The 23,102-nt window shown below is 73.3% G+C and carries 16 protein-coding genes and 1 tRNA gene; 8 read left to right on the forward strand and 9 right to left on the reverse strand.

Going from position 1 to position 23,102, the window contains the following annotated elements; all coding sequences use genetic code 11:
* Positions 1 to 364 precede the first annotated feature (364 nt).
* Positions 365 to 3,064 (forward strand): phosphoenolpyruvate carboxylase, encoded by a 2,700-nt coding sequence (ppc, locus tag IO40_RS0113995; protein ID WP_041968873.1) that lies wholly within the window; start codon positions 365 to 367, stop codon positions 3,062 to 3,064.
* A gap of 74 nt (positions 3,065 to 3,138) precedes the next feature.
* Here the strand turns inward: ppc and IO40_RS0114000 are convergent, their stop codons facing one another.
* Both IO40_RS0114000 and IO40_RS0114005 read right to left on the reverse strand, forming a co-directional pair.
* On the reverse strand, positions 3,139 to 3,654 hold the full coding sequence (locus IO40_RS0114000) for a hypothetical protein (RefSeq protein WP_031175499.1): 516 nt from the start codon (positions 3,652 to 3,654) through the stop codon (positions 3,139 to 3,141).
* A gap of 139 nt (positions 3,655 to 3,793) precedes the next feature.
* Positions 3,794 to 3,976 carry a DUF1059 domain-containing protein gene (locus tag IO40_RS0114005; RefSeq protein WP_016472644.1) on the reverse strand — a complete coding sequence of 61 codons (183 nt, stop codon included), beginning with the start codon at positions 3,974 to 3,976 and terminating at the stop codon, positions 3,794 to 3,796.
* 251 nt (positions 3,977 to 4,227) lie between these two features.
* Between IO40_RS0114005 and IO40_RS0114010 the strand changes: the two genes are divergently transcribed.
* On the forward strand, positions 4,228 to 4,794 hold the full coding sequence (locus tag IO40_RS0114010) for a DUF421 domain-containing protein (RefSeq protein ID WP_016472645.1): 567 nt from the start codon (positions 4,228 to 4,230) through the stop codon (positions 4,792 to 4,794).
* Between the two features lie 34 nt (positions 4,795 to 4,828).
* On the opposite strand, the gene pth is transcribed toward IO40_RS0114010, so the two are convergent.
* The 5 genes from pth to IO40_RS0114035 form a co-directional block, all read right to left on the reverse strand.
* The gene (gene pth, locus IO40_RS0114015) at positions 4,829 to 5,425 is read right to left on the reverse strand and encodes an aminoacyl-tRNA hydrolase (protein WP_016472646.1); all 597 of its coding nucleotides are present in this window, start codon (positions 5,423 to 5,425) and stop codon (positions 4,829 to 4,831) included.
* Positions 5,426 to 5,510: 85 nt separating this feature from the next.
* Entirely contained in the window at positions 5,511 to 6,101 is a 591-nt protein-coding gene (locus tag IO40_RS0114020; RefSeq protein WP_016472647.1) for a 50S ribosomal protein L25/general stress protein Ctc, read from the reverse strand.
* 208 nt (positions 6,102 to 6,309) lie between these two features.
* Positions 6,310 to 7,287: a ribose-phosphate diphosphokinase gene (locus tag IO40_RS0114025; protein ID WP_016472648.1), complete on the reverse strand. Its 978-nt coding sequence runs from the start codon at positions 7,285 to 7,287 to the stop codon at positions 6,310 to 6,312.
* Between the two features lie 158 nt (positions 7,288 to 7,445).
* A complete protein-coding gene (gene glmU, locus IO40_RS0114030) occupies positions 7,446 to 8,984 on the reverse strand; it encodes a bifunctional UDP-N-acetylglucosamine diphosphorylase/glucosamine-1-phosphate N-acetyltransferase GlmU (protein ID WP_078565985.1) in 1,539 nt (512 codons plus the stop codon).
* Positions 8,985 to 9,160: 176 nt separating this feature from the next.
* Positions 9,161 to 9,232, reverse strand: a tRNA-Gln gene (locus tag IO40_RS0114035).
* A gap of 294 nt (positions 9,233 to 9,526) precedes the next feature.
* Between IO40_RS0114035 and IO40_RS0114040 the strand changes: the two genes are divergently transcribed.
* Entirely contained in the window at positions 9,527 to 11,089 is a 1,563-nt protein-coding gene (locus IO40_RS0114040; RefSeq protein WP_031175500.1) for a sensor histidine kinase, read from the forward strand.
* Between the two features lie 370 nt (positions 11,090 to 11,459).
* Here the strand turns inward: IO40_RS0114040 and IO40_RS0114045 are convergent, their stop codons facing one another.
* Both IO40_RS0114045 and IO40_RS0114050 read right to left on the reverse strand, forming a co-directional pair.
* Positions 11,460 to 12,032: an SUKH-3 domain-containing protein gene (locus IO40_RS0114045; RefSeq protein WP_016472652.1), complete on the reverse strand. Its 573-nt coding sequence runs from the start codon at positions 12,030 to 12,032 to the stop codon at positions 11,460 to 11,462.
* Entirely contained in the window at positions 12,029 to 12,667 is a 639-nt protein-coding gene (locus IO40_RS0114050) for a YwqJ-related putative deaminase (protein ID WP_033229974.1), read from the reverse strand. The genes IO40_RS0114045 and IO40_RS0114050 overlap by 4 nt, the downstream gene beginning before the upstream one ends.
* 531 nt (positions 12,668 to 13,198) lie before the next feature.
* On the opposite strand from IO40_RS0114050, the gene IO40_RS0114055 reads away from it, so the two are divergent.
* From IO40_RS0114055 to mfd, 5 genes are all read left to right on the forward strand, one after another.
* A complete protein-coding gene (locus tag IO40_RS0114055; RefSeq protein WP_016472654.1) occupies positions 13,199 to 14,212 on the forward strand; it encodes an SMI1/KNR4 family protein in 1,014 nt (337 codons plus the stop codon).
* 7 nt (positions 14,213 to 14,219) lie between these two features.
* Positions 14,220 to 16,913 carry an SUKH-4 family immunity protein gene (locus IO40_RS0114060; RefSeq protein ID WP_031175501.1) on the forward strand — a complete coding sequence of 898 codons (2,694 nt, stop codon included), beginning with the start codon at positions 14,220 to 14,222 and terminating at the stop codon, positions 16,911 to 16,913.
* Positions 16,914 to 17,135: 222 nt separating this feature from the next.
* Positions 17,136 to 18,146, forward strand: a complete 1,011-nt coding sequence (locus IO40_RS0114065; protein WP_106967431.1) for an LCP family protein — start codon at positions 17,136 to 17,138, stop codon at positions 18,144 to 18,146.
* A gap of 81 nt (positions 18,147 to 18,227) precedes the next feature.
* On the forward strand, positions 18,228 to 19,151 hold the full coding sequence (locus IO40_RS0114070; protein ID WP_016472658.1) for a coiled-coil domain-containing protein: 924 nt from the start codon (positions 18,228 to 18,230) through the stop codon (positions 19,149 to 19,151).
* 351 nt (positions 19,152 to 19,502) lie between these two features.
* Complete coding sequence (gene mfd, locus IO40_RS0114075; protein ID WP_016472659.1) at positions 19,503 to 23,063, forward strand: transcription-repair coupling factor; 3,561 nt, start codon at positions 19,503 to 19,505, stop codon at positions 23,061 to 23,063.
* Positions 23,064 to 23,102 lie beyond the last annotated feature (39 nt).

Here is a 23,102-nt window from a genome sequence, read left to right on the forward strand (position 1 = left end):
CCGTAACCTACGGCGTCGTAAGTATGGCAGCCGTCGGGCACGGAACAAGAGGGGTGCGCACCAGGGCGGCCGGCCGCCGCGCGGTGCCCACCTCTCGGACAGAAGTGCTGTACCACGCTGGGGCCGACCTATCCTTGTCCCGTCGGACAGCGCGGTCCGCCACCTGCCCGAAGCCACCCCGCAAGGGACGTGAACCCCCAAGGGAGCAGCACCTGTGAGCAGCGCCGACAGCCATCAGCCCGCCCCGACACCGTCGCCGAACACCCCCGGAACGAGTGAATCCACGTCGTCCGGGAACCGTCCGAAAGACACCACAGCGGACGCCCCCGGAGAGCTCGGTGACGCCGCCCCGGGCACCGCAGCCCTGCGCGCCGACATCCGAAGGCTCGGCGATCTGCTGGGCGAGACGCTGGTGCGGCAGGAGGGCCCGGAACTCCTCGATCTGGTCGAGCGGGTGCGCGCACTGACCCGCAGCGACGGGGAGGCGGCTGCCGCCCTGCTGAGCGAGACGGACATCGGGACGGCCACCAAGCTGGTCCGGGCCTTCTCGACCTACTTCCACCTGGCCAACGTCACCGAGCAGGTGCACCGCGGCCGGGAACTGCGCGCCCGCCGCATCGGTGACGGCGGGATGCTGGCCCGCACCGCCGACATGCTCAAGGACGCCGACCCGGCGCACCTGGCGGACACCGCCCGCAATCTGTCGGTACGGCCCGTCTTCACCGCCCACCCCACCGAGGCGGCCCGCCGCTCCGTGCTGACCAAGCTGCGCCGCATCGCGGAGCTGCTGGAGGAGTCCGGCCAGGAGATGGGCGGCGCCGAGCGGCGCCGCACGGATCTGCGGCTGGCCGAGAACGTCGATCTCATCTGGCAGACGGACGAGCTGCGGGTCGCCCGCCCCGAGCCGGCCGACGAGGCCCGCAACGCCATCTACTACCTGGACGAGCTGCACCAGGGCGCCGTCGGTGACGTGCTGGAGGACCTGGCGGCGGAGCTGGAGCGGGCCGGTGCCCCGCTGCCGCCGGGCACCCGGCCGCTGACGTTCGGCACCTGGATCGGCGGCGACCGGGACGGCAACCCCAACGTCACCCCCGAGGTCACCTGGGACGTGCTGCTGCTCCAGCACGAGCACGGCATCACGGACGCGCTCGCCCACGTGGACGAGCTGCGCGGGGCACTGTCCAACTCCATCCGCAACTGCGGCGCCACCCGGCCGCTGCTGGACTCGCTGGAGGCGGACCTGGCCCGCCTGCCGGAGATCAGCCCCCGCTACAAGCGGCTCAACGCCGAGGAGCCCTACCGGCTCAAGGCCACCTGCATCCGGCAGAAGCTGCTCAACACCCGCACCCGGCTCGCCGAGAAGCTGCCGCACAAGCCCGGCTGGGACTATCTGGGCACCGGCGAACTGCTCGACGACCTCGCCCTCGTCCAGGAGTCGCTGCGCGAGCACCGCGGCGGCCTGATCGCCGACGGCCGGGTGGAGCGGGCGCTGCGCACCATGGCGGCATTCGGCCTCCAGCTGGCCACCATGGACGTGCGCGAGCACGCCGAGGCCCACCACCACGCGCTCGGCCAGCTCTTCGACCGGCTCGGCGAGGAGTCGTGGCGGTACGCGGACATGCCCCGCGACTACCGGCAGCGGCTGCTGGCCAAGGAGCTGCGCTCCCGGCGTCCGCTCTCGCCCAGCCCCGCACCGCTGGACGCCGCCGGCGCCAGGACGCTCGGTGTCTTCGAGACGATCCGCAAGGCGCTGGACACGTTCGGGCCGGAGGTCATCGAGTCGTACATCATCTCGATGTGCCAGGGCGCCGACGACGTGTTCGCCGCCGCCGTCCTCGCCCGCGAGGCCGGACTGATCGATCTGCACGGCGGCTGGGCCAAGATCGGCATCGTCCCGCTGCTGGAGACGACGGACGAGCTGAGGATCGCCGACGAGCTGCTCGACGCGATGCTCTCCGACCCCTCCTACCGCAAGCTGGTGTCGCTCCGCGGCGACCTCCAGGAGGTCATGCTCGGCTACAGCGACTCCTCCAAGTTCGGCGGCATCACCACCAGCCAGTGGGAGATCCACCGCGCGCAGCGCCGGCTGCGGGACGTCGCCCACCGGCACGGGGTGCGGCTGCGGCTCTTCCACGGCCGGGGCGGCACCGTGGGCCGGGGCGGCGGCCCCACCCACGACGCGATCCTCGCCCAGCCGTGGGGCACCCTGGAGGGCGAGATCAAGGTGACGGAGCAGGGCGAGGTCATCTCCGACAAGTACCTGGTGCCGTCCCTGGCGCGGGAGAACCTGGAGCTGACCGTCTCGGCGACCCTCCAGGCGTCCGCGCTGCACACCGCGCCCCGCCAGTCGGACGAGGCGCTGGCCCGCTGGGACGCGGCGATGGACACCGTCTCGGACGCCGCCCACCGGGCGTACCGGAAGCTGGTGGAGGACCCGGACCTGCCGGCGTACTTCTTCGCCTCCACCCCGGTTGACCAGCTCGCCGAGCTGCACCTGGGCTCCCGTCCCTCCCGCCGCCCGGACACCGGTGCCGGGCTGGACGGGCTGCGGGCGATCCCGTGGGTGTTCGGCTGGACGCAGTCGCGGCAGATCGTCCCCGGATGGTTCGGGGTCGGCACGGGGCTCAAGGCGGCGAGGGAGGCCGGGCTCGACAGCGTGCTGGAGGAGGCGCACACCCACTGGCACTTCTTCCGCAACTTCCTCTCCAACGTCGAGATGACGCTGGCCAAGACGGATCTGCGGATCGCCCGGCACTACGTCGAGACGCTGGTGCCCGAGGAGCTGCGGCACGTCTTCGCCACCATCGAGGCCGAACACGCCCTCACGGTGGAGGAGGTGCTGCGCATAACGGGTGAGAGCGAGCTGCTGGAGGCCGATCCGGTGCTCAAGCAGACGCTCAGGATCCGTGACGCCTACCTCGACCCGATCTCCTACCTCCAGGTGTCGTTGCTGCACCGCCAGCGGCAGGCGGCGGCGGAGGGCAAGGAGCCGGACGAGAACCTGGGCCGCGCGCTGCTGCTGACCGTCAACGGGGTGGCCGCGGGCCTGCGGAACACCGGCTGACGGCCGCGGGGCGCCGACGGGGCCTGGGCCCTGCGTCTTCGTGTGGGTGACCCGTTCGTCTTCGTACGGGTGACTCAGAACGAGAGCAGGGCCCAGGCCCCGCCCATGATCAGGGCGCCGCACGCGCCGGTCACGAAAGCGGTCTTCCGCATCCGCAGCCCGCCGGCGATCACCAGGGACGCCAGCAGCAGCGCGCCGCCCAGCGGGACCCAGGAGTAGAGGATGCCGCCCGGGCCCGTGCGCACGACGTGGTCGGTGCCCGGCTTGACCGCGACGGCCAGCGTCTGTCCCCGCCCGCCGGAGGCGAACTCCGAGACGGTCACCTTCTGCTGTTCCGCGGTGTCCTCGGCGTGGAACGTGCCCGTGCACTCGTCGTCGCCGCAGGGGCCGACCGTCACGGTGCCGCGCTCGTCGCCCGCCATGGCGACGGACGCGGTGTCCCAGGAGGTCCACGCGCCCGCCACCACGAGCACGAGGGCGATCAGTGCCATCAGCCCGGCGCGGGCCAGCAACAGCGGCCCGAAGGCGCTCTCGCCGAGCCGTCGCACGCGGCTCCGCTTGGTCTTCTTCTTGGCGGGTCTGGATGACATGGCCGCGACCATTGCCTACGCGGTGGCGGCCGGTCAACCTCGGCGGTGGGCTTGTGCACAAGGGGACGCCTATGCCGCCTGCGCCCCCTTGTGGGCGGCATCGCTCCGGTTCCCTACGGGGATGTTCTCCCGCGTCCCGTCACGTCTTCTCGTCCTTGAGCATCGACCGGATCTGCTCCCGCAGCTCCGGCGAGTCCGTGTGGCCGTGGACGGAGACCGCGTGTTCGGCCGCCGCCCGCACCACCTCGTCCTCCTCACCCGAAATGGTGAGCGTGCACTGTGACTCACTCGGATGTTCCCGGCAGTCCGCCACCTTGCGCATCGGGGTCACCTTCTTCCCGTGTCGTCCCCGTGCGGTCGCTGCTCCCGTTCAGACTCGGGTACCGGCGGCAGCGGCGCAATTCGGGCGATGGCGCGCGCCGATGAGTGAGGTGGCTCCTCCCCCGGCACGGGCAGGGGACCGGCACGGCCCCGCTGTCTTCCCGCCGCCCGCGCGTGGGAGCGCGCCCCGCGGTCCGGCCGGCAGCACTGTGGGAGGCGACCGCAGACACCGACAGGGAGGCCGGGCAGCACATGTGGCACGACATGATGACGATCGAGATCCCCGTCGTCGAGAAGATCCTGCGCACCGTACTGGTCTACGCCGTCATCATCGTGCTGTTCCGGCTGTCGGGGAAACGCGGGCTGGCGTCGATGAACACCTTCGACTTCGTCGTCGTCTTCCTGCTGTCCAACGTGGTGCAGAACGCCATCATCGGCAACGACTACAGCCTGCTGGGCGGCGCCGTCGGAGCCGCCACGCTGGTCGCCGTCAACGCGCTGGTCAACCGCTGGCTGGCCGCCGACAGGCGGGCCGCGCGCGTGCTGGAGGGCGACCCGACCACCGTCATCGAGGACGGCCGGGTCGTGCGGCGCGCCATGCGGCGCCTCGGGTTGCGCGCGGGGGAGTTGCAGCAGGCCGTACGGGTGCAGACCGGCGGCGGCGTGGAGGGGGTCGAGCGCGGCAGCCTCGAACCCGACGGTCGGCTGCTGATCGTCCCCAAGCCGCCGAACGCCCAGGCGACCCGCGCCGACATCGACCGCCTGGCGCAGCGTCTGACCGCGATCGAGGAACTGCTGCGCGGCACCGACCGGAGATGACCGGCCCGGCCCGGACGGGCCGCTGCCGGGTGCCTCAGCTGTTGTACGTGCTCTGCGCCCGCTCCAGCCCCTCGGTGACGAGGGCCTCGCAGGCGTCGGCGGCGCGGTCGACGAAGTAGTCGAGCTCCTTGCGCTCGGCCGAGGAGAAGTCCTTGAGGACGAAATCGGCGACCGGCATGCGCCCCGGCGGGCGGCCGATGCCGAACCGGACGCGGTAGTAGTCCCGGCCCAGCACCTTGGTGAGCGACTTGAGCCCGTTGTGGCCGTTGTCGCCGCCGCCCAGCTTCAGCCGCAGGGTGCCGTAGTCGATGTCCAGCTCGTCGTGGACGACGACCAGACGCGAGGCGGGGACGCCGTAGAAGTCCAGCAGTGCCTTGACGGGGCCGCCGGAGACGTTCATGTACGCCATGGGCTTGGCCAGCACCACCCGGGTGCTGGTGGTGCCGGGCACGCCCAGGCGGCCCTCCACGGCGTGCGCGCGGCCCGCCTTGTGGGACTTGAACCTCGCGCCCATCCGGTCCGCGAGCAGGTCGGCCACCATGAAGCCCACGTTGTGGCGGTTGCCGGCGTACTCGGGACCGGGGTTGCCCAGCCCGGCGATGAGCCAGGCGTCGGTGCTGGTGGCCGCCATGCGGTGGATCCTCCGGTGATGTGGTCCGGTCGGGCCGGCGGGGCGGGCGCACCCGCCCCGCCGGCCCGGAGTCGGAAGGCGGCTCTTACTCGGCGCCCTCGGCCTCGCCCTCGGCACCCTCGGCGGCCGGCTCCTCGGCCTGGGCGGCCAGCACCTGGATGACGGTCTCCTCGCCGTCGATGGCCAGGGTGGTGTTGCCCGGCAGCTTGACGTCCTTGGCCAGGATCGAGTCGCCGGCGCCCAGACCCTCCACGGAGACGGTCACGGACTCGGGGATGTGGGTGGCCTCGGCCTCCACCGGCAGCGAGTTGTAGACGTGCTCCAGCAGGTTCTGGCCCGGGGCCAGCTCGCCCTCGATGTGGATCGGGACCTCGACCTGGACCTTCTCGCCCTGCTTGACGACCAGCAGGTCGACGTGGACGAGGAACTGGCGGATGGCCTCGCGCTGGACGGCCTTCGGGATCACCAGCTGCTTGTCGCCGTCGACGTCCAGGTGGATCAGGACGTTCGGCGTCTTGAGCGCCATCATCATGTCGTAGCTCGGCAGCTCCACGTGCACGGGGTCGGACCCGTGACCGTAGATGACCGCGGGGATCTTCTCCTCGCGGCGCAGGCGGCGCGAGGCGCCCTTGCCGAATTCCTTGCGGATCGTCGCGTTGATGTTCACATCGGCCATGCTGCGCTCCTCTTGTGCAACAGGGGTCGGACAGTGCGGTGCCACTCGGTCCCGACGGACCTGCTACGAAGAGCGCGCGTCGATAACGGAGACTGTGGGCCGAGACGGCGCCGGCCTCCCTCGCCGAGCGACTCGCAGAGTCTACGCGGCGAAGGAGGCCGGTCGAAAATCGATCAGTGCGGGAAGGTGCGCCCAGGCCTCGTCCCGCTCACGCCTGCTCGTCGAAGAGGCTGGTCACCGAGCCGTCCTCGAACACCTCGCGCACCGCGCGGGCGATGGTCGGGGCCATGGACAGCACCGTGATCTTGTCCAGCTCCAGCTCGCCCGGGGTGGGCAGCGTGTTGGTGAAGACGAACTCGCTGACCTTGGAGTTCTTCAGCCGGTCGGCGGCCGGGCCGGACAGCACGCCGTGCGTGGCCGTCACGATCACGTCCTCGGCGCCGTTGGCGAACAGCGCGTCGGCGGCGGCGCAGATCGTGCCACCGGTGTCGATCATGTCGTCGACCAGCACGCACACCCGGCCCTCGACGTCACCGACCACCTCGTGCACGGTGACCTGGTTGGCCACGTCCGGGTCGCGCCGCTTGTGGACGATCGCCAGCGGGGCGCCCAGCCGGTCCGCCCAGCGGTCGGCCACCCGCACCCGGCCGGCGTCGGGGGAGACCACCGTCAGCTTGTTGCGGTCCACCTTGGCGGCCACGTAGTCCGCCAGCAGCGGCAGCGCGAACAGGTGGTCCACCGGCCCGTCGAAGAAGCCCTGGATCTGGTCGGTGTGCAGGTCGACCGTCAGGATGCGGTCCGCGCCGGCCGTACGGAACAGATCGGCCATCAGCCGGGCCGAGATGGGCTCGCGGCCCCGGTGCTTCTTGTCCTGCCGCGCGTAGCCGTAGAACGGGACGATCACCGTGATGCTCCGCGCCGAGGCCCGCTTGAGCGCATCGATCATGATGAGCTGCTCGACGATCCACTTGTTGATGGGAGCCGTGTGGCTCTGCATCAAGAAGCAGTCGGCACCGCGCGCGGACTCCTGGAAGCGGACGTAGATCTCACCGTTCGCGAAGTCGAAAGCCTTGGTCGGGACCACGCCGATGCCGAGTTGCTTGGCGACCTCCTCGGCGAGTTCGGGGTGGGCGCGGCCGGAGAAGAGCATGAGTTTCTTCTCGCCGGTCGTCTTGATCCCGGTCACTGCTGTTGTCTCCCTGTGTGGTGCGCCGCACAGCGGCTCAGCGGGGGGCGGCGTCGGTTAGCCGTCGGGTTAGCGGGGGCGGCGTCGGTTTTCGGCCGCATGGCCAATCAGGCTCTCCATAACCGTACGCCCCGTGTCATACAACCGGATACCCGGTCTTAACCCTCCTCGGCCGGAACCTGCCCGGCCGCACCCTGCGCCGAACGAGGCGTTCCAGCCGTTCCGGCGGGCTCGTCCGCAGCCTGCGCCGCGCCGTCCGCGGCCTCGCGCGTCGCCGCCTCGGCGGCCAGCGCAGCCGCGCTACCAGGGCGCTTGCGGGCGACCCAGCCCTCGATGTTCCGCTGCTGGCCCCGCGCCACCGCCAGCGAGCCGGGCGGTACGTCCTTGGTGATCACGGATCCGGCCGCGCTGTACGCGCCGTCCCCCACCGTGACAGGTGCCACATACATGTTGTCGGCGCCCATCCGGCAGTGCGAGCCCACCGTCGTCTTGTGCTTGCTCTCACCGTCGTAGTTGACGAAGACGCTCGCCGCACCGATGTTGCTGTGCTCGCCGATCTCCGCGTCGCCCACGTAGGACAGGTGCGGCACCTTCGTGCCCTCGCCCAGCACGGCGTTCTTCATCTCGACGTAGCTGCCGGCCTTCACCTTGCGGCCCAGCCGCGTACCGGGGCGCAGATACGTGTACGGGCCGACCGACGCGCTCTCGCCGATCTCGGCGCCCTGCGCCACCGTGTTGCTCACCGTCGCGCCCGCGCCCACCCGGGTGTCCGTCAGCCGCGAGTTCGGGCCCACCTCGCACTCCGCGCCCAGATGCGTGGCGCCCAGCAGCTGGGTGCCCGGGTGCACCACGGCGTCCGGCTCGTACGTCACGCTCACGTCCAGCCACGTGGTCGCCGGGTCCACCACGGTGACCCCGGCCAGCATGGCGTCCTCCACCAGCCGGCCGTTGAGCATCCGGCGGGCCTCGGCGAGCTGCACCCGGTTGTTGATGCCCGCGATCTCCCGGTGGTCGGCCGCCACGGAGGCGCCCACCCGGTGCCCCTCCTCGCGGAGGATGCCGAGCACGTCCGTCAGGTACTCCTCGCCCTGGCTGTTGTCCCTGCGGACCTTCCCCAGCGCCTCGGCCAGCAGCCGGCCGTCGAACGCGAACACACCCGAGTTGATCTCGCGGATCGCGCGCTGCTCGCCCGTGGCGTCCTTGTGCTCCACGATCGCCGTCACCGCGCCGTCGGCCGCGTCCCGCACGATCCGGCCGTACCCGGTCGCGTCCGGGACCTCGGCGGTCAGCACGGTGACCGCGTTGCCGTCCGCGGCGTGCGTGTCCGCGAGCTGCTGGAGTGTGGAGCCCCGCAGCAGGGGGGTGTCGCCGCAGGTCACCAGCACGGTGCCGGACAGGTCCTCGTCGGCCAGCTCGGCCAGTGCCATCCGGACCGCGTGACCGGTGCCGTTCTGCTCGTGCTGCACCGCCGTGCGGATCTGTGCGTCCAGCCCGGCCAGGTGGGCCGTCACCTTCTCCCGCGCGTGCCCGACGACCACGACCAGCTGTGCGGGGTCCAGCGCCCGCGCGGCGCTCACCACGTGGCCGACCAGCGAACGGCCGCAGATCTCGTGCAGAACCTTCGGCGTCGCCGACTTCATGCGGGTGCCCTCACCCGCTGCGAGAACGACGACGGCTGCCGGGCGAGTGACGCTCACGGGGGTGCCCTTCGGCTTCGGGGGTGGGTGCTGCCCCGCAGGATACCGGGGGGTCCGCCGCAGGCAGGGGACGGGCGGTGTGAGGAGGGGCCGCGCGGGAGAGGGGGCGGCGGCCCGGGGGCCGGCCGTCGGGAGCGTGAAGCGGCTCTCCGGGCGGGCCGTGAGGAGTGGAGGGGCTCCCCTGCCAGGACTCGAACCTGGAATAACTCATCCAAAGTGAGCAGTGTTGCCAATTACACCACAGGGGATGGCCAATGCTGCCAATCCGGACATCCTCTCCGGGGTGCCGGACCGGCTCCCCACACTATGCCGTACCGGTGGCCTTCGATGCGACGGTCTGGCTCCGCGCTCTGCTGTACGCGCGTCCTCATGGAACGGGGAATAACTGTTCCTCGTATAGGTGTGCGTGGAGGCTGTGCGAGGGGTGCGCGGGGGAGGGGTTATTGACTGCTAAATCATCCATCGCGGACGGAAGCGCGGAATGGGACGTTCCGGGGACTCGGCCGGAAAAGGGGACAGGGCCCGGTCGTAGGGTGGTCGGCATGACCGAGACGGGGGAAAACCGTACGCGGGGCGGGCCGTGGTGGTGGAAGCGGCCACGGAGTGCGGTGCTCGACGTCACTCTCGCGGCGGTCTCCGCCGCGGAGTGCGCGCTGCAGGGGCAGGGCTTCGCCGACGAGACGGGGCTGCCCGGCGTACTGGCGACACTGCTGGGCGTCGTCGTGGGAGCGACGCTGGTGCTGCGCCGGCGCTGGCCGATAGCCGTCGTCCTGGTGGCCATCGCCGTGATACCGGCCGACATGGGCACCGTGCTGAGCGTCGTCGGCCTCTACACGCTCGCCGCGGCGGAGGTGCCGCGGCGCATCACCGGCCTGCTGGCCACGATGGCGGCGCTCGGCATACTGGCGATGGCGGCCTTCCGGCTGGACCAGAGCGTCGGACAGGAACCGGATTTCAATCCTCCAGGGTGGTTCGTCCCCCTGGTGGCCGTCGCCCTGGCGATCGGTGTCACCGCACCGCCGGTGCTGCTCGGCCTGTACGTGGGGGCCAGGCGGCGGCTCGTGGAGTCGCTGCGGGAGCGCGCGGACGGTCTGGAGCGCGAACTGTCGCTGCTCGCCGACCGGGCGGAGGAGCGCGCCGAGTGGGCGCGCAACGAGGAGCGCACCCGGATAGCCCGCGAGATGCACGACGTGGTGGCGCACCGGGTCAGTCTGATGGTGGTGCACGCGGCGGCGCTCCAGGCGGTGGCGCTCAAGGACCCGCAGAAGGCGGCGAAGAACGCCGCGCTGGTGGGGGACATGGGCCGCCAGGCCCTCGACGAACTGCGGACGATGCTGGGCGTGCTGCGGTCCGGCGACCCGGACCGGCAGGGCAAGGACGCCGTCCGCGCCCCGTCGGCGGTATCGCCGCTGCCCGCCGCCCTCGCCCCCGCGCCCTCCGCGGCGGCCCCGGCCGGCTCCACGTCGCCCGCGGCCCCCTCCGGCGGCGGACCCGCGGCGGCGACGGCGGCCCCGGCCGCGTTCGCCCCGGCCGCCCCGGCCGCCGCGGGCCGGGCGGCCGGAGAACGCGAGGACAGCCGCGGCGAGGTGCCGGGGGACGCCCGGGGCCGGAACAGCGCCGCCGCGGACGGTTCCGCGTACGGCACCGCGGACGGCCGTGCGGGCGGCGGCGCGCACCGCGGGCATCGGCCGGCCGGCTCGCCGGACGCGCCGTCGCTGGCGCAGCTGGAGGTGCTGGTCGGCCAGTCGCGTGCGGCCGGCATGGCGGTGGAGCTGAGCGTCGAGGGCGCCCCGGACGGTGCCTGCCCGCCCACGGTGGAGCAGACCGCCTACCGGGTGGTGCAGGAGGCGCTGACCAACGTCCACAAGCACGCGGCGGGGGCCGCCACCCGGGTACGCGTCGCGCACCGCGAGGCGGAGGTGGCGCTCCAGGTGGAGAACGAGCCGGCGGCGGACGGCGCGGCCGACGCGGGCCTGCCCAGTGGGGGCAACGGCCTGGTGGGCATGCGCGAGCGGGTCACGGCGCTGGGCGGCGGCTTCGTGTCGGGCCCGACGGACGCGGGCGGCTTCCGGGTCTCGGCGATCATCCCGTACGCGCGCTCCTGACCGTCCCGCTGTGGCGTGACCGTCCGGCTGTGAGCGTGGCCGTCCGGCTGTGCCCTGTGACCGCCCGGCCGTGTCTGTGTCCGTCGGCCGCGCCCTGTGACCGCCCGACCGTGCGCGATGTCCGTCCGGTCCTGTGGCCGTCCGGCTGCGCGCGTGGCCGTCGGCCGTGCCCTGTGTCCGTCCGGCTGTGCTCGTGACCGTCAGCCGTGCCCCGTGACCGTCCGGCTGTGCTCGTGCCCGTCGGCTGGCCCTGTGACCGTCAGCCGTGCCCTGTGACTCTCGGCCGTGTCCGTCGCGGGCCGGTCGTGGCCGGGTGCGTCACCTGGGGGGCCTGCCGCCGGGTCCTGCCGTCGGGGCCTGGCCGGGAGTTTCAGACCGCGTCCGTCGGCGTGAGGTCGTCGGCCGGACGCGGGGCGGGCGGGGCGCCCGCGCTGAGCTTTGCGGGGAGGTGCCCCATCAGCAGGGCGGAGAGCGCGGAGTCGAAGTCGATGCCCAGGTACCAGTCGCCGGTGGCGTCGAGGCTGTAGACGCGGCGCTGGGCGTCGATGGCCAGCAGCGCGCTGTAGTGCCCGCCGTCGTCCCCGTCCGCGGTCTCGCCCGGTCCGGTGTACTCGCCCTCCGTGCCGATGGGGCAGACCTGGGTGCCCAGGGCGCGGCCGAGGTCGTTGAACGTACGGGCCGCGTGCAGTCCGCTCAGCGGGTCGATGTGCACGGCCGAGGGCGCGATGTGCCGTCCCGGTCCGGTGGGGACGATGTGCAGTCCGCCGAACTCCGCCCAGACCTCGACGGCGGCGGGGAAGACCGCGTGCCGGTGCCCGCCGGGTGACAGATGGCCGCGCAGGGTGTCGGCCCACTGTTCGGCCTGCCGGATGTCCCACCGTCCGGGCTGCCACCCGGCGTTGCGCAGCGGGTCGTCGACGGCGACGGGGAAACGGGTGGTCATCGGTCGCGCTCCTGTGCGGGATCGACGGCCCGTACGCCGAAGTGGGCCAGCAGCGGGGCGCAGGAGCGGCACGGCGGGACGTAGCTGCCGTGCAGCGGGTCCCCGTCCTCCCTGATGCGGCGCGCGGTCAGCTTGGCGTGCTTGAGGGCACGTTTTGCCTCGCTGAGGGTGAGCGGTTTCGGCGGCTTGCCGGGACGCGGCGCCTTGGTGGCCTTCGCGGCGCCGCTGCGGCCGTTCTTCCCGTTCTTGCCGGGCTTGCGGCCGGCCCGTTTGTCGGCGCGGGCGGCCTCCGTGGCAGTCAGATAGCGGGACAGCAGGACCGCTTCGGGGCAGCGGCCGGTGCTGCGGGAGCGCCGCTCGGTGGTCAGCGTGTCGAGGAAGTCCTGGACGAGGGGGTGGTGGACGGGCGCGCGTTCGCTCTTGCTGCCCGTGCAGGTGAGGGTCTCGCCGCGGATGGACAGCGCGGCGGCGACGGCGGGAAGGATGCCGTCGCGGCGCTGGCGGAGTACCGGTGCGGTCGCGCTGAGGGAGTCGGCCGCGTTCGTCCAGCCGATGCGCGGGTCACCGCCGCCGTACGCGGCGGTGTGCGACTGCGGCGCGATGTGCGCCTGTGGTGTCTGCGCCTGTTGTGCCATATGCAATGGAGCTTCCTCCCCGAGTGTCCCCTTAAGTGCCGGGGCTCGCCCAAGTATGCAGTGTGGCCCACGAGTCGATCATTCCCCCGGTGGCGTCATGCCCCGGTGTCGCTCCGGCCGCCCGGCGCCGGGACCGCACGGCACAGGGCCGGTGACGTCCCGCGCGCCCCCGTCGTACGGGCTGCCGGTGAGCACCCGGGACGGGGCCGCGACCGGCCGCCGACGGGAGGCGAGGGGACGCCGGGAGGGAGCCGGGCGGGGCGCCGGAAGGGAGCCCGGAGGGGCGCCGGAAAGATGCCGGAAAGGGGGACCCGCGGCAGGGGCGGCGTCCGCCGGCCCTGCGGGAGGGGCCCGGCGAGCGGCGCCGGTACGGCGGGAGTTGGGCCCTCCCGCGCGGGAGTGGCGAGGCCGCCGCAGGGTGTCCGCGCCGGCGGCGGGGCCCCCGGTCACCGGGGGCGGGGGCGGTGACCGCCGATCGTCCTACCGCATAGGCTGTTCGGTACCAGCCAGCACCAGCAGAAGGCCAACGCCATGACGACAGGTCGGATTGGGCTGGGGGCACCGCCCGGCCCCCAGGGCCAGGGAAACGCCGCAGCGCCACCGAACCGGGCGTACGCCGGGCAGGTCGTGCAGTTCCCGGACCCCGTCCGGGCCGCCCGCCATCCGCACGGGGTGCGGGTCGACCACAACGGGTTCCCGGACTTCTCCGCGTACGCCCGTGCGGCGGCCGAGATCGCCGAGCCGCCGGACGGTTTCGGCGGTGACGAACTGCGGCTGACGGACTACGTGTCGGCCAACGCCGCGCTGCACGCCGAGGGGCACGAACTCTGGTCGGACCTGCCGCCGGTCGCCACCCCGCACGGCTGGACCTGGCACCACGTGGCGCACAGCCGCCGCATGGAACTGATCCCCGTCGAGGTCAAGGCGCTGCTGCGGCACCACGGGGGGCTGGCCACGGCGGCTGTCGACCACACGAAGACCGGCACCCGCCCGCTCCAGGAGACCCGGCCCGCGCACTTCGCCGTGCCGCACGGTCCCGAGCCCGCCGTCACCGAGCGGCAGATCACCGACGTCGAGGAGCGGCTCGGCTACCGGCTGCCCGGCGCCTACCGGTCGTTCCTCAAGGCCGCCGGAGGCTGCGCGCCGCAAGGGGTCGCGCTGGACGCGGAGTTGGGCCTGCTGGTGGACCAGCCGTTCTTCACGGTGCGCGACGACGCCGCCGTCAACGACCTCGTCTACATCAACAAGTGCCTGCGCGACCACCTCACCAAGGACTATCTGGGTGTCGGTTTCGTCCAGGGCGGCCTGATCGCGGTGAAGGTGAAGGGGGAGGCGCCCGGTTCGGTGTGGTTCTGCGCGTACGACGACGCGCGGGACGCCGACGGCATGCAGGTGCAGGAGCGTGTGGAGCGTCTGCTGAGGCCGTGCGGCACCGACTTCGACGAGTTCCTGCTGCGGCTGGCCGGCAACCCGCCGGAGCTGGAGACCGTGGCGAACCTGATGGTGGACGGCGGCTTCGCCCGCGCCGTCCCTGTGGAGAGGTGAGAGCGCGATGGTGACCTTCGCGCAGGCCCAGGAGCGTGCCGAGCACTGGATCAACGGTGACGTACCCGGGTACCAGCACCGCGAGGTGCGCGTCCGCGAGTTCGACCTGGGCTTCGTGGCCTGGGCCGAGGACCGGGAGGGCGGCCCGGTCTCGGACGGCGGCAACACCCGCCTGGTCATCGCCCGTGACAGCGGCGAGACGACGCTGTGGCCCGCGCTGCCGGTGGGTGAGGTCATCCGGCGCTACGAGGAGGAGTACGGCGCGGAGGAGCCGGCCGCGCCTCCGGCCGCGCCGCAGCAGCGGCTCGATCTGGAGGCGACGTCCTTCCTGCTGACACCGCCCGAGTGGCTTCAGGAAGCGGCCGACAAGATGGGCATTCCCGACCGGCGTGCGGAGTCCGCGTCCGGCACGGGCAGTGCCTCCGCCGCCCCCGGTCCGGCCTCCGCGCCGCCCCAGGGCTCCACGCCGTCCCGGGACCTTTCCGGCACCGCCTCGTCGGGCCCGGCCGGTGACGACGCCGGTGCGGGCGATACGAGTGGTACGGGTGGTGCCGGTGCGCCGAGCTGGCCCGAGGCACCGGGCGGTGCCACACCGTCGGGCGGTACGGGCCCCGGTCCCACCGGGGGGTCCACCGCCGGGGCCAGCCCGTGGGACGGGGCGGACACCGGCGGGCTCGGCAGCGGTGAGGCGCAGCAGCCCCCCGCGACGGTGTTCGCGCCGCCGCTGATGGGCAGCGACGAGGACGACACCCCGCCGCCCCCCGGCTCCGAGGCCCGCACGGCGCTGCTGCCCGAGGGCGGTGTGCTGCCGCCGACGGCGATCGCTCCCGCGCTCGACGATCCGGACGCCCCGGATCACGCGGCCGGGAAGTCCGCCGCGTCCGCCCCGGGACCGGACCGGCCCTCTCAGGACGGCGCGCCCCACGCCGACGACACCGGCACGGGCGGTAGCGGTACGGGCGACGCCGGGACGGCCGACACCGGCACGGGCGGCAGCGGGAAGGCCGACAGCGCGAAGGGTGACGGCGGCGCGGGCGGCAGCACCGGTACCGGCGGTGGTGCTGTCCACCATGCCGCCACGATGCTCGCCGACCCCTCCCAGGGCGGCTTCCCCGCGCCCCCCGCACCCGGTGCGCCCCCCGCGCCGGGTGCCTCCGGCGGCGACGGTGACCTCGCCGACGCCGCCACCGGCCGCGCCCCGCGCGGGACGCCGCGGCCCGCCCGCGGTGGCGGCCCCACCGTGCCCCCGCCGCCCGGCGCCCCCGGCACCCCCGGTGCCGGGTCCCGCCCCGGCGGCTCCGCCACCCCGCCGCCGCCCTCCCCGCCGGGCCCGCCCGGCGCCCCGGGCGGCACCGAGGGTTCGTCCGGCGGTGCGGGCGGCGGCTATGTGCCCACGCAGCTCGTCTCGGCGGACGAGCTCGCGGAGAAGGTCGGCCAGGGCGGCGGCCCGAAGCCGGACGCGGACGCACCCGGCGGCGCGGCCACACCACCGCCCGCCGCTCCCGGCGGTGACGTCCACCACGCCGCGACGATGCTCGCCGGTCCCGGGACGGTGGGCCCCGGCACGCCCCCACCACCCGGGGCGCCCCCGGCCGCGCCCGGCACCCCGCCGCCAGGCGCTGTCGGCATGCCGCCCGGCGCGGTCCCCGGCGGTGCCCCCGGCATGGGCACCCCGCCCCCGGGAGCCGCCGCACAGCCGCCGCCGTCCGGTCTGCCGACGGTCGGCCCCGGTTACATGGCCGTACTGCGCTACCGCGCGCACGACGGCTCCGAGCAGCAGCTCATCCGCCGTTCCGCGCCGGGCACCCCGCACCCCGAATGGCAGCTGCTGCACGAGTTGCGGGCCATGAACGTGCCGCCGCAGCAGGTGGTGGAGCTGCACACCGAGCTGGAGCCGTGCGACCTGCCCGGCGGCTACTGCGCCCGGATGATCCGGGAGACCTGGCCGCAGGTGCGGGTCAGCCACACCGCCTCGTACGGCACCGACCACGCCTCCCGGCAGCAGGGCATGCGCCACCTGATCGAGCACCAGGGCGAACTGCACCAGGTCGCCGACGCGCCCGCGCGGCCCGCGCCCAACCCGGTGCCGCTGCCGCCGCCCGGCCAGATCCCGCCCGCACCGCCCCTGCCGCCCGACGCCGTCGGCCAGGAGCTGATGCAGGCGTTCGGCCCGCAGGGCGTCTTCCGCTTCGACCAGCGGGCCGTCTCCCGCCAGGGCGTGCCCGACATCGTGGCGCAGACCCTGGTGTGGGCCGGGGTCCCCCTCGACATGGGGCCCTTCTTCTGGGGCCAGGCGCAGCCGGGCAGGCCCATTCCGACGCTGGCCGAGCTCGCCCAGGAACGCGGGGTGCAGCCCGCGTCGGACGCCGCGTCGTACCTGGTGGTCGGCACCGACTTCGGCCGGCAGCTGTGCGTCCAGTACGGGACGGCGCACATCGTCGCCGTCCCGCTGGAGGCGGGGCCCGGCGGGCAGCCGGCGGCGGCGCCGCAGTTCGTCAACACCGGGCTGCCGGAGTTCGTACGGTGCATGGCCATGCTGGGCCGGATGTGGCGGCTGCGGTACGGGCTGACGCCCGAGCAGGCCGGACGGTGGACCGTCGACTTCCAGGCGCAGCTCGCCGCGCTCGACCCGGCGGCGCTCGGCTCCCCCGAGAACTGGTGGGCGGTCCTGCTGGAACAGATGTGGGACGGCCTGTTCTGACGCCCCCTGCGACAGCCTGACTGCCTGACGGCCTGACCGTCTGACTGCCTGACCGTCTGGCCGTCGGACCGCCCGCTCGTCCGGCCGGCCCGGTGCTCCCTCGCTGCCCCCGGCGGGGCGGGGCGGCACCGGGCCGCCGGCGCCGGGGTGAGGCGCGAGCCCTCTCCGCCGGACGGAGCACGAGCGCGCGCGGCCCCGCCCCGTACACGAGACGCTCGGTCCATGTACGGGGAGAGCAGCACCCTCCACCGCGCGGGCCGCCCGCGCCACAGACGCCGGTGGCCGAGGATCACCGTGCTGACCCTCGTGGTGCTCTTCCTGGTGGTGGCCGCGGCCGTCTCCGCGACCTATCTGTGGGCGGGCACCCGGCTGAAGCAGACCGACGCGCTGGCCGACTACCCCGGCCGCCCCTCCCGCGGTGAGGGCACCAACTGGCTGATCATCGGCTCGGACACCCGTGCCGATCTGACCCCCGAACAGCGCCGGAAGCTCCATGTGGGCGGCGGCGGACAGCGCAACACCGACACGGTGATGCTGCTGCACTACGGGGAGGCGGGCCCGTATCTGGTGAGCCTCCCGCGCGACTCGTACGTCCCCGTGCCGGGCCACGGCAAGGCGAAGATCAACTCGGCGTACGCCCAGGGCGGCCCCGAACTGCTCACCCGCACCGTCGAACAGGCCACCGGACTGCGCCTCGACCACTACGCGGAGATCGACTTCCTCGGCTTCACTCATGTGGTCGACGCGTTGGAGGGGGTGCGGATCTGCCTCAAGGCGCCGCTGCACGACAAGAAGTCCGGCGCCGATCTGGACGCGGGCTGCCAGATCCTCGACGGCAAGCAGGCGCTGGCCTTCGTCCGGGCCCGCTACAGCGATCCGCAGGGCGATCTGGGCCGCGTCAAACGCCAGCGGCAGCTGCTGAGCGCTCTCGTGCGGGAGGGCACGGGGGCCTCGGTGGTGGCCGACCCGCCCCGCTTCTACGCGTTCACCGGCTCCGTCCTCGACGCGATCACCGTCGACCGGATGGGCTCCGTGGGGTCACTCACAAGGATGGGCTGGGAGATCAGGGGGCTGACGGACGGGAAAGGAGGGACAACAACCGTTCCTGTGGCGAACCCCGGGCTCAGCGTGCCTGGTGTGGGCAGTGTCGTCGCGTGGGACCCATCCGGGTCACGTGCGCTTTTTGATCAGTTGCGCCGTGATGTGCCGATTACGGCAACCACCGTGACGTGACGCATCCTGGTAACGGGCCGGTCTCGCCAAGATCGTCGGGATCGCATCAGGAGACGGAACAGCCGAGATAAGGGGCTCGATATGAGTGCGTCGTCACCGCACGGCTTCACTGTCGTCAGGGGCCGCGGGTACCGGCCCGAACAGGTCGACGCCCGGATGACCGAGCTGAACGCCCAGCGCGAGGCCGCCCGGGAACGCACCGCACAGCTCACCCGGCAGGCCCAGGAGATGACGGAGGAGATCGAACGGCTCCACGCCGTCGTCGCCGCCCTCCCCCCGCAGACCTACGAAGCCCTCGGGCCCCGCGCCCAAGGGCTCCTCGCCACCGCCGAGGCCGAGGCCGCCGACCTGCGGGCCGCCGCCGAGGCCGAGGCCCAGGCCCTCACCGAACAGGCCGAGGAGGAGGCCCGCACCCTCCGCGACACCGCCCGCGAGGCCGCCGCCCGGCGCCGCGCCGACGCCGAGGCCGCCGCCGCCCGCACCGTGGAGACCGCGCAGGACCACGCCGACGAACTCCGCGCCCAGGCCCGCGCCCAGGCCGACAAGGTCGTCCGGGAGGCCACCGAGGCGCTCCGCGAGATGTCCCGCCGCTGCGCCGCCCTCCTCGCCGAACAGGAGAAGGAGCAGGCCGCCGAGTCCGACGCCACCGACCGGGAGCTCGCCGCACAGGAGGCGGCCTGCGACGCCCGCGTCGCCGACCTCGACGAGCGCGGGCAGCACGTCCTCGCCGATGCCAGGCGGCAGCACGCCGAGGCCGAGGAGTGGGCCCGGCACCGGCACGAGGACGCGGTCGCGCAGGGGGAGGAACTCCTCGCCCAGGCGCGGGTCCGCGAAGAGGCCATCGCCCGGGAGACCGAACGGGTGCTGCGGGAGCACGCGGAGCAGGGCGACGAACTGAAGCAGCACATGGCGCATGTGCGGGCCTCCCTCGCCGCGCTGACCGGCCGCACCTCCGATGCGGCCCCCACCCTCCCCGCCCAGCAGTCCACCTCCACCCAGGACTGAGACCCGGCCGGAGGCCGCACCCGGGTGCCCCTGTGCGGGCCGTGCGCGGGAGAAGCCGCGCCTGCACCGGGGGCCGGTCGGGTTGTGCGCCCGGGGAGCACTTCACCCGGGCCTTTCCTCCCCGGCGGGTCCTCCGGGGAGGGGGCCTCCGAGGGGGGCGAGGGCGCGGCGCCGGGGCGGGTCCGGCACCGGGCCCGGGTGCCCGCCGGGCGTGGGGGTCCGGTGGGCAGTGAGCCGGGACGGGGTGTCTGCGCGTCGGCGTAGGGTGGAAGGGGCCCGGCCGCGTGTCGGGCTTTTCGGCGTGGCCGGCCACGCCGACCCACCGGACGGAAAGCCGAAAGCGAAGCCTTCATGAGCCTGCACGGTCTGCTCGACGCCGTCACCAAGGACCCCGCGCTGGCGGAAGCCGTCAAGGCCGCGGCCGACGGCAATCGCCACCATGTGGACATCGTGGGCCCGGCGGCGGCCCGCCCCTTCGCGGTGGCCGCCCTGGCCCGTTCCGCGCAGCGCCCGGTGCTGGCGGTGACGGCCACCGGCCGCGAGGCCGAGGACCTGGGTGCGGCGCTGCGCTCCCTCCTCCCGGAGGAGGGCGTCGTGGAGTACCCCTCGTGGGAGACGCTGCCGCACGAGAGGCTGAGCCCCCGCTCGGACACCGTGGGCCGCCGGCTGGCGGTGCTGCGCAGGCTCGCGCACCCGGATGCGGACGATCCGCAGGCGGGCCCGGTCTCGGTGGTGGTGGCGCCGATCCGCTCGGTGCTCCAGCCGCAGGTCAAGGGCCTGGGGGACCTGGTGCCGGTCGCGCTGCGGCAGGGGCAGAGCGCGGATCTGGAAGAGGTCGTGGACGCGCTCTCGGCCGCGGCGTACGCGCGGGTCGAGCTGGTGGAGAAGCGCGGCGACTTCGCGGTGCGCGGCGGCATCCTCGACGTCTTCCCGCCGACGGAGGAGCACCCGGTCCGGGTGGAGTTCTGGGGCGACGAGGTCGAGGAGATCCGCTATTTCAAGGTCGCCGACCAGCGGTCGCTGGAGATCGCGGAGCACGGGCTGTGGGCGCCGCCGTGCCGGGAGCTGCTGCTGACCCGCCAGGTGCGGGAGCGGGCAGCCCAGCTGGCCGAGGTCCATCCGGAGCTGCACGAACTGCTCGGCAAGATCGCCGAGGGCATCGCGGTGGAGGGCATGGAGTCCCTGGCGCCGGTGCTGGTGGACGAGATGGAACTGCTGCTGGATGTGATGCCGGCGGGCAGCATGACGGTGGTGTGCGACCCGGAGCGGGTGCGTACGCGGGCCGCGGATCTGGTGGCGACCAGCCAGGAGTTCCTCCAGGCGTCGTGGGCGGCGGCGGCCGGCAGCGGCGACGGGGAGGGCGGCAAGGCCCCCATCGACGTGGGGGCGGCCTCGCTGCGCGGTATCGCCGAGGTGCGGGAGCACGCGCGTGAGCTGGGCATGATGTGGTGGACGGTGAGCCAGTTCACCGCCGACACGGAGGCCGAGGAGGACGGGGACACCCTCCGGCTGGGCATGCAGGCCCCGGAGACCTACCGGGGCGACACCGCGCGGGCGCTGGCCGACACCAAGGGCTGGCTGGCCGACGGCTGGCGCTGTGTGTACGTCACGGAGGGGCACGGCCCGGCGTCCCGCACGGTCGAGGTGCTGGGCGGCGAGGGGGTGCCGGCGCGGCTGGCCGGGCCCGAACTGACGCTCGACGCGAATCTGGTGCACGTGGCGTGCGGCTCCCTCGACCGGGGCTTCCTCGCCCCCGGTCTGAAGCTGGCCGTGCTGACGGAGACGGATCTGACCGGCCAGAAGGCGGCGGGCAGCCAGACGGCCCGGATGCCGGCGCGGCGCCGCAAGCAGATCGATCCGCTCACGCTCCAGCCGGGCGACTACATCGTCCACGAGCAGCACGGTGTGGGCCGCTACATCGAGATGGTGCAGCGCACGGTGCAGGGCGCGACCCGCGAGTACCTGCTGGTGGAGTACGCGCCGGCCAAGCGCGGCCAGCCCGGGGACCGGCTGTTCGTGCCCACCGACCAGCTGGAGCAGATCACCAAGTACGTGGGCGGCGAGCAGCCCACCTTGCACCGGCTGGGCGGCGCGGACTGGACGAAGACGAAGGCGCGGGCGAAGAAGGCGGTCAAGGAGATCGCCGCCGACCTGATCAAGCTCTACAGCGCGCGGATGGCGGCGCCCGGTCACGCGTTCGGCGCGGACACCCCCTGGCAGCGGGAGCTGGAGGACGCGTTCCCGTACGCCGAGACCCCGGACCAGCTGACGACGATCGGCGAGGTCAAGGAGGACATGGAGAAGTCGGTGCCGATGGACCGGCTGATCTGCGGCGACGTCGGCTACGGCAAGACGGAGATCGCCGTGCGGGCGGCCTTCAAGGCGGTCCAGGACGGCAAGCAGGTCGCGGTCCTGGTGCCGACGACGCTGCTGGTGCAGCAGCACTTCTCCACGTTCACGGAGCGGTACGGGCAGTTCCCGGTCAATGTGCGGGCGCTCTCCCGGTTCCAGAGCGACAGCGAGGCGCGGGCGACGCTGGACGGGCTGCGGGACGGCACCGTCGACGTGGTGATCGGTACGCACCGGCTGTTCTCGTCGGAGACCAAGTTCAAGGATCTGGGCCTGGTCATCGTGGACGAGGAGCAGCGGTTCGGCGTCGAGCACAAGGAGCAGCTGAAGAAGCTGCGGGCGAACGTGGACGTGCTGACGATGTCCGCGACGCCGATCCCGCGCACGCTGGAGATGGCGGTGACCGGCATCCGCGAGATGTCCACGATCACCACGCCGCCGGAGGAGCGGCACCCGGTGCTCACGTTCGTCGGCCCGTTCGAGGACAAGCAGATCGGTGCCGCGATCCGCCGTGAGCTGCTGCGCGAGGGCCAGGTCTTCTACATCCACAACCGGGTGGAGTCCATCGACCGGGCGGCGGCCCGGCTGCGCCAGATCGTGCCGGAGGCCCGGGTCGCCACGGCGCACGGGCAGATGACGGAGCAGGCGCTGGAGCAGGTCGTCGTGGACTTCTGGGAGAAGAAGTTCGACGTGCTGGTCTCCACCACGATCGTGGAGAACGGCATCGACATCTCCAACGCCAACACCCTGATCGTGGAGCGGGGTGACACCTTCGGCCTGTCGCAGCTGCACCAGCTGCGGGGCCGGGTGGGCCGGGGCCGCGACCGCGGTTACGCCTATTTCCTCTACCCGCCGGAGAAGCCGCTGACGGAGACGGCGCACGAGCGGCTGGCCACCATCGCCCAGCACACCGAGATGGGTGCGGGCATGTACGTGGCGATGAAGGACCTGGAGATCCGCGGGGCGGGCAATCTGCTCGGCGGCGAGCAGTCGGGTCACATCGCGGGCGTCGGCTTCGACCTGTACGTACGGATGGTCGGGGAGGCGGTGGCCGACTACCGGGCGGCGCTGGAGTCCGGTGGGGCCGGGCCGGTGGAGGAGGCCCCGCCGGAGGTCAAGATCGAGCTGCCGGTCGACGCGCACGTCCCGCACGACTACGCGCCGGGCGAGCGGCTGCGGCTCCAGGCGTACCGGTCGATCGCCGCGGCGGCGACGGAGGAGGACATCGCCTCCGTCCGGGAGGAGCTGACCGACCGGTACGGGCCGCTGCCCGAACCGGTGGAGAACCTGCTGCTGGTGGCGGGGCTGCGGATGCTGGCCCGGTCGGTGGGGGTCTCCGACATCACGCTCCAGGGCAACAAGATCCGGTTCAGCCCGGTGGAGCTGCGCGAGTCGCAGGAGCTGCGGCTCAAGCGGGTCTACCCCGGTTCCGTCGTCAAGACGGCCAGCCATCAGGTCCTGGTGCCCCGGCCCAAGCCGGCGGGCATCGGCGGACAGCCGGTGACGGGCCGCGAACTGCTGGCCTGGGTGGGGGAGTTCCTCACCACCGTTCCCGGGTCCTGACAGCGAGGGGCCCGGCAGCGAGGGCCCCGGCAGCGAGGT

The sequence above is a fragment of the Streptomyces albus subsp. albus genome (assembly GCF_000725885.1).
Lineage (GTDB): Bacteria > Actinomycetota > Actinomycetes > Streptomycetales > Streptomycetaceae > Streptomyces > Streptomyces albus.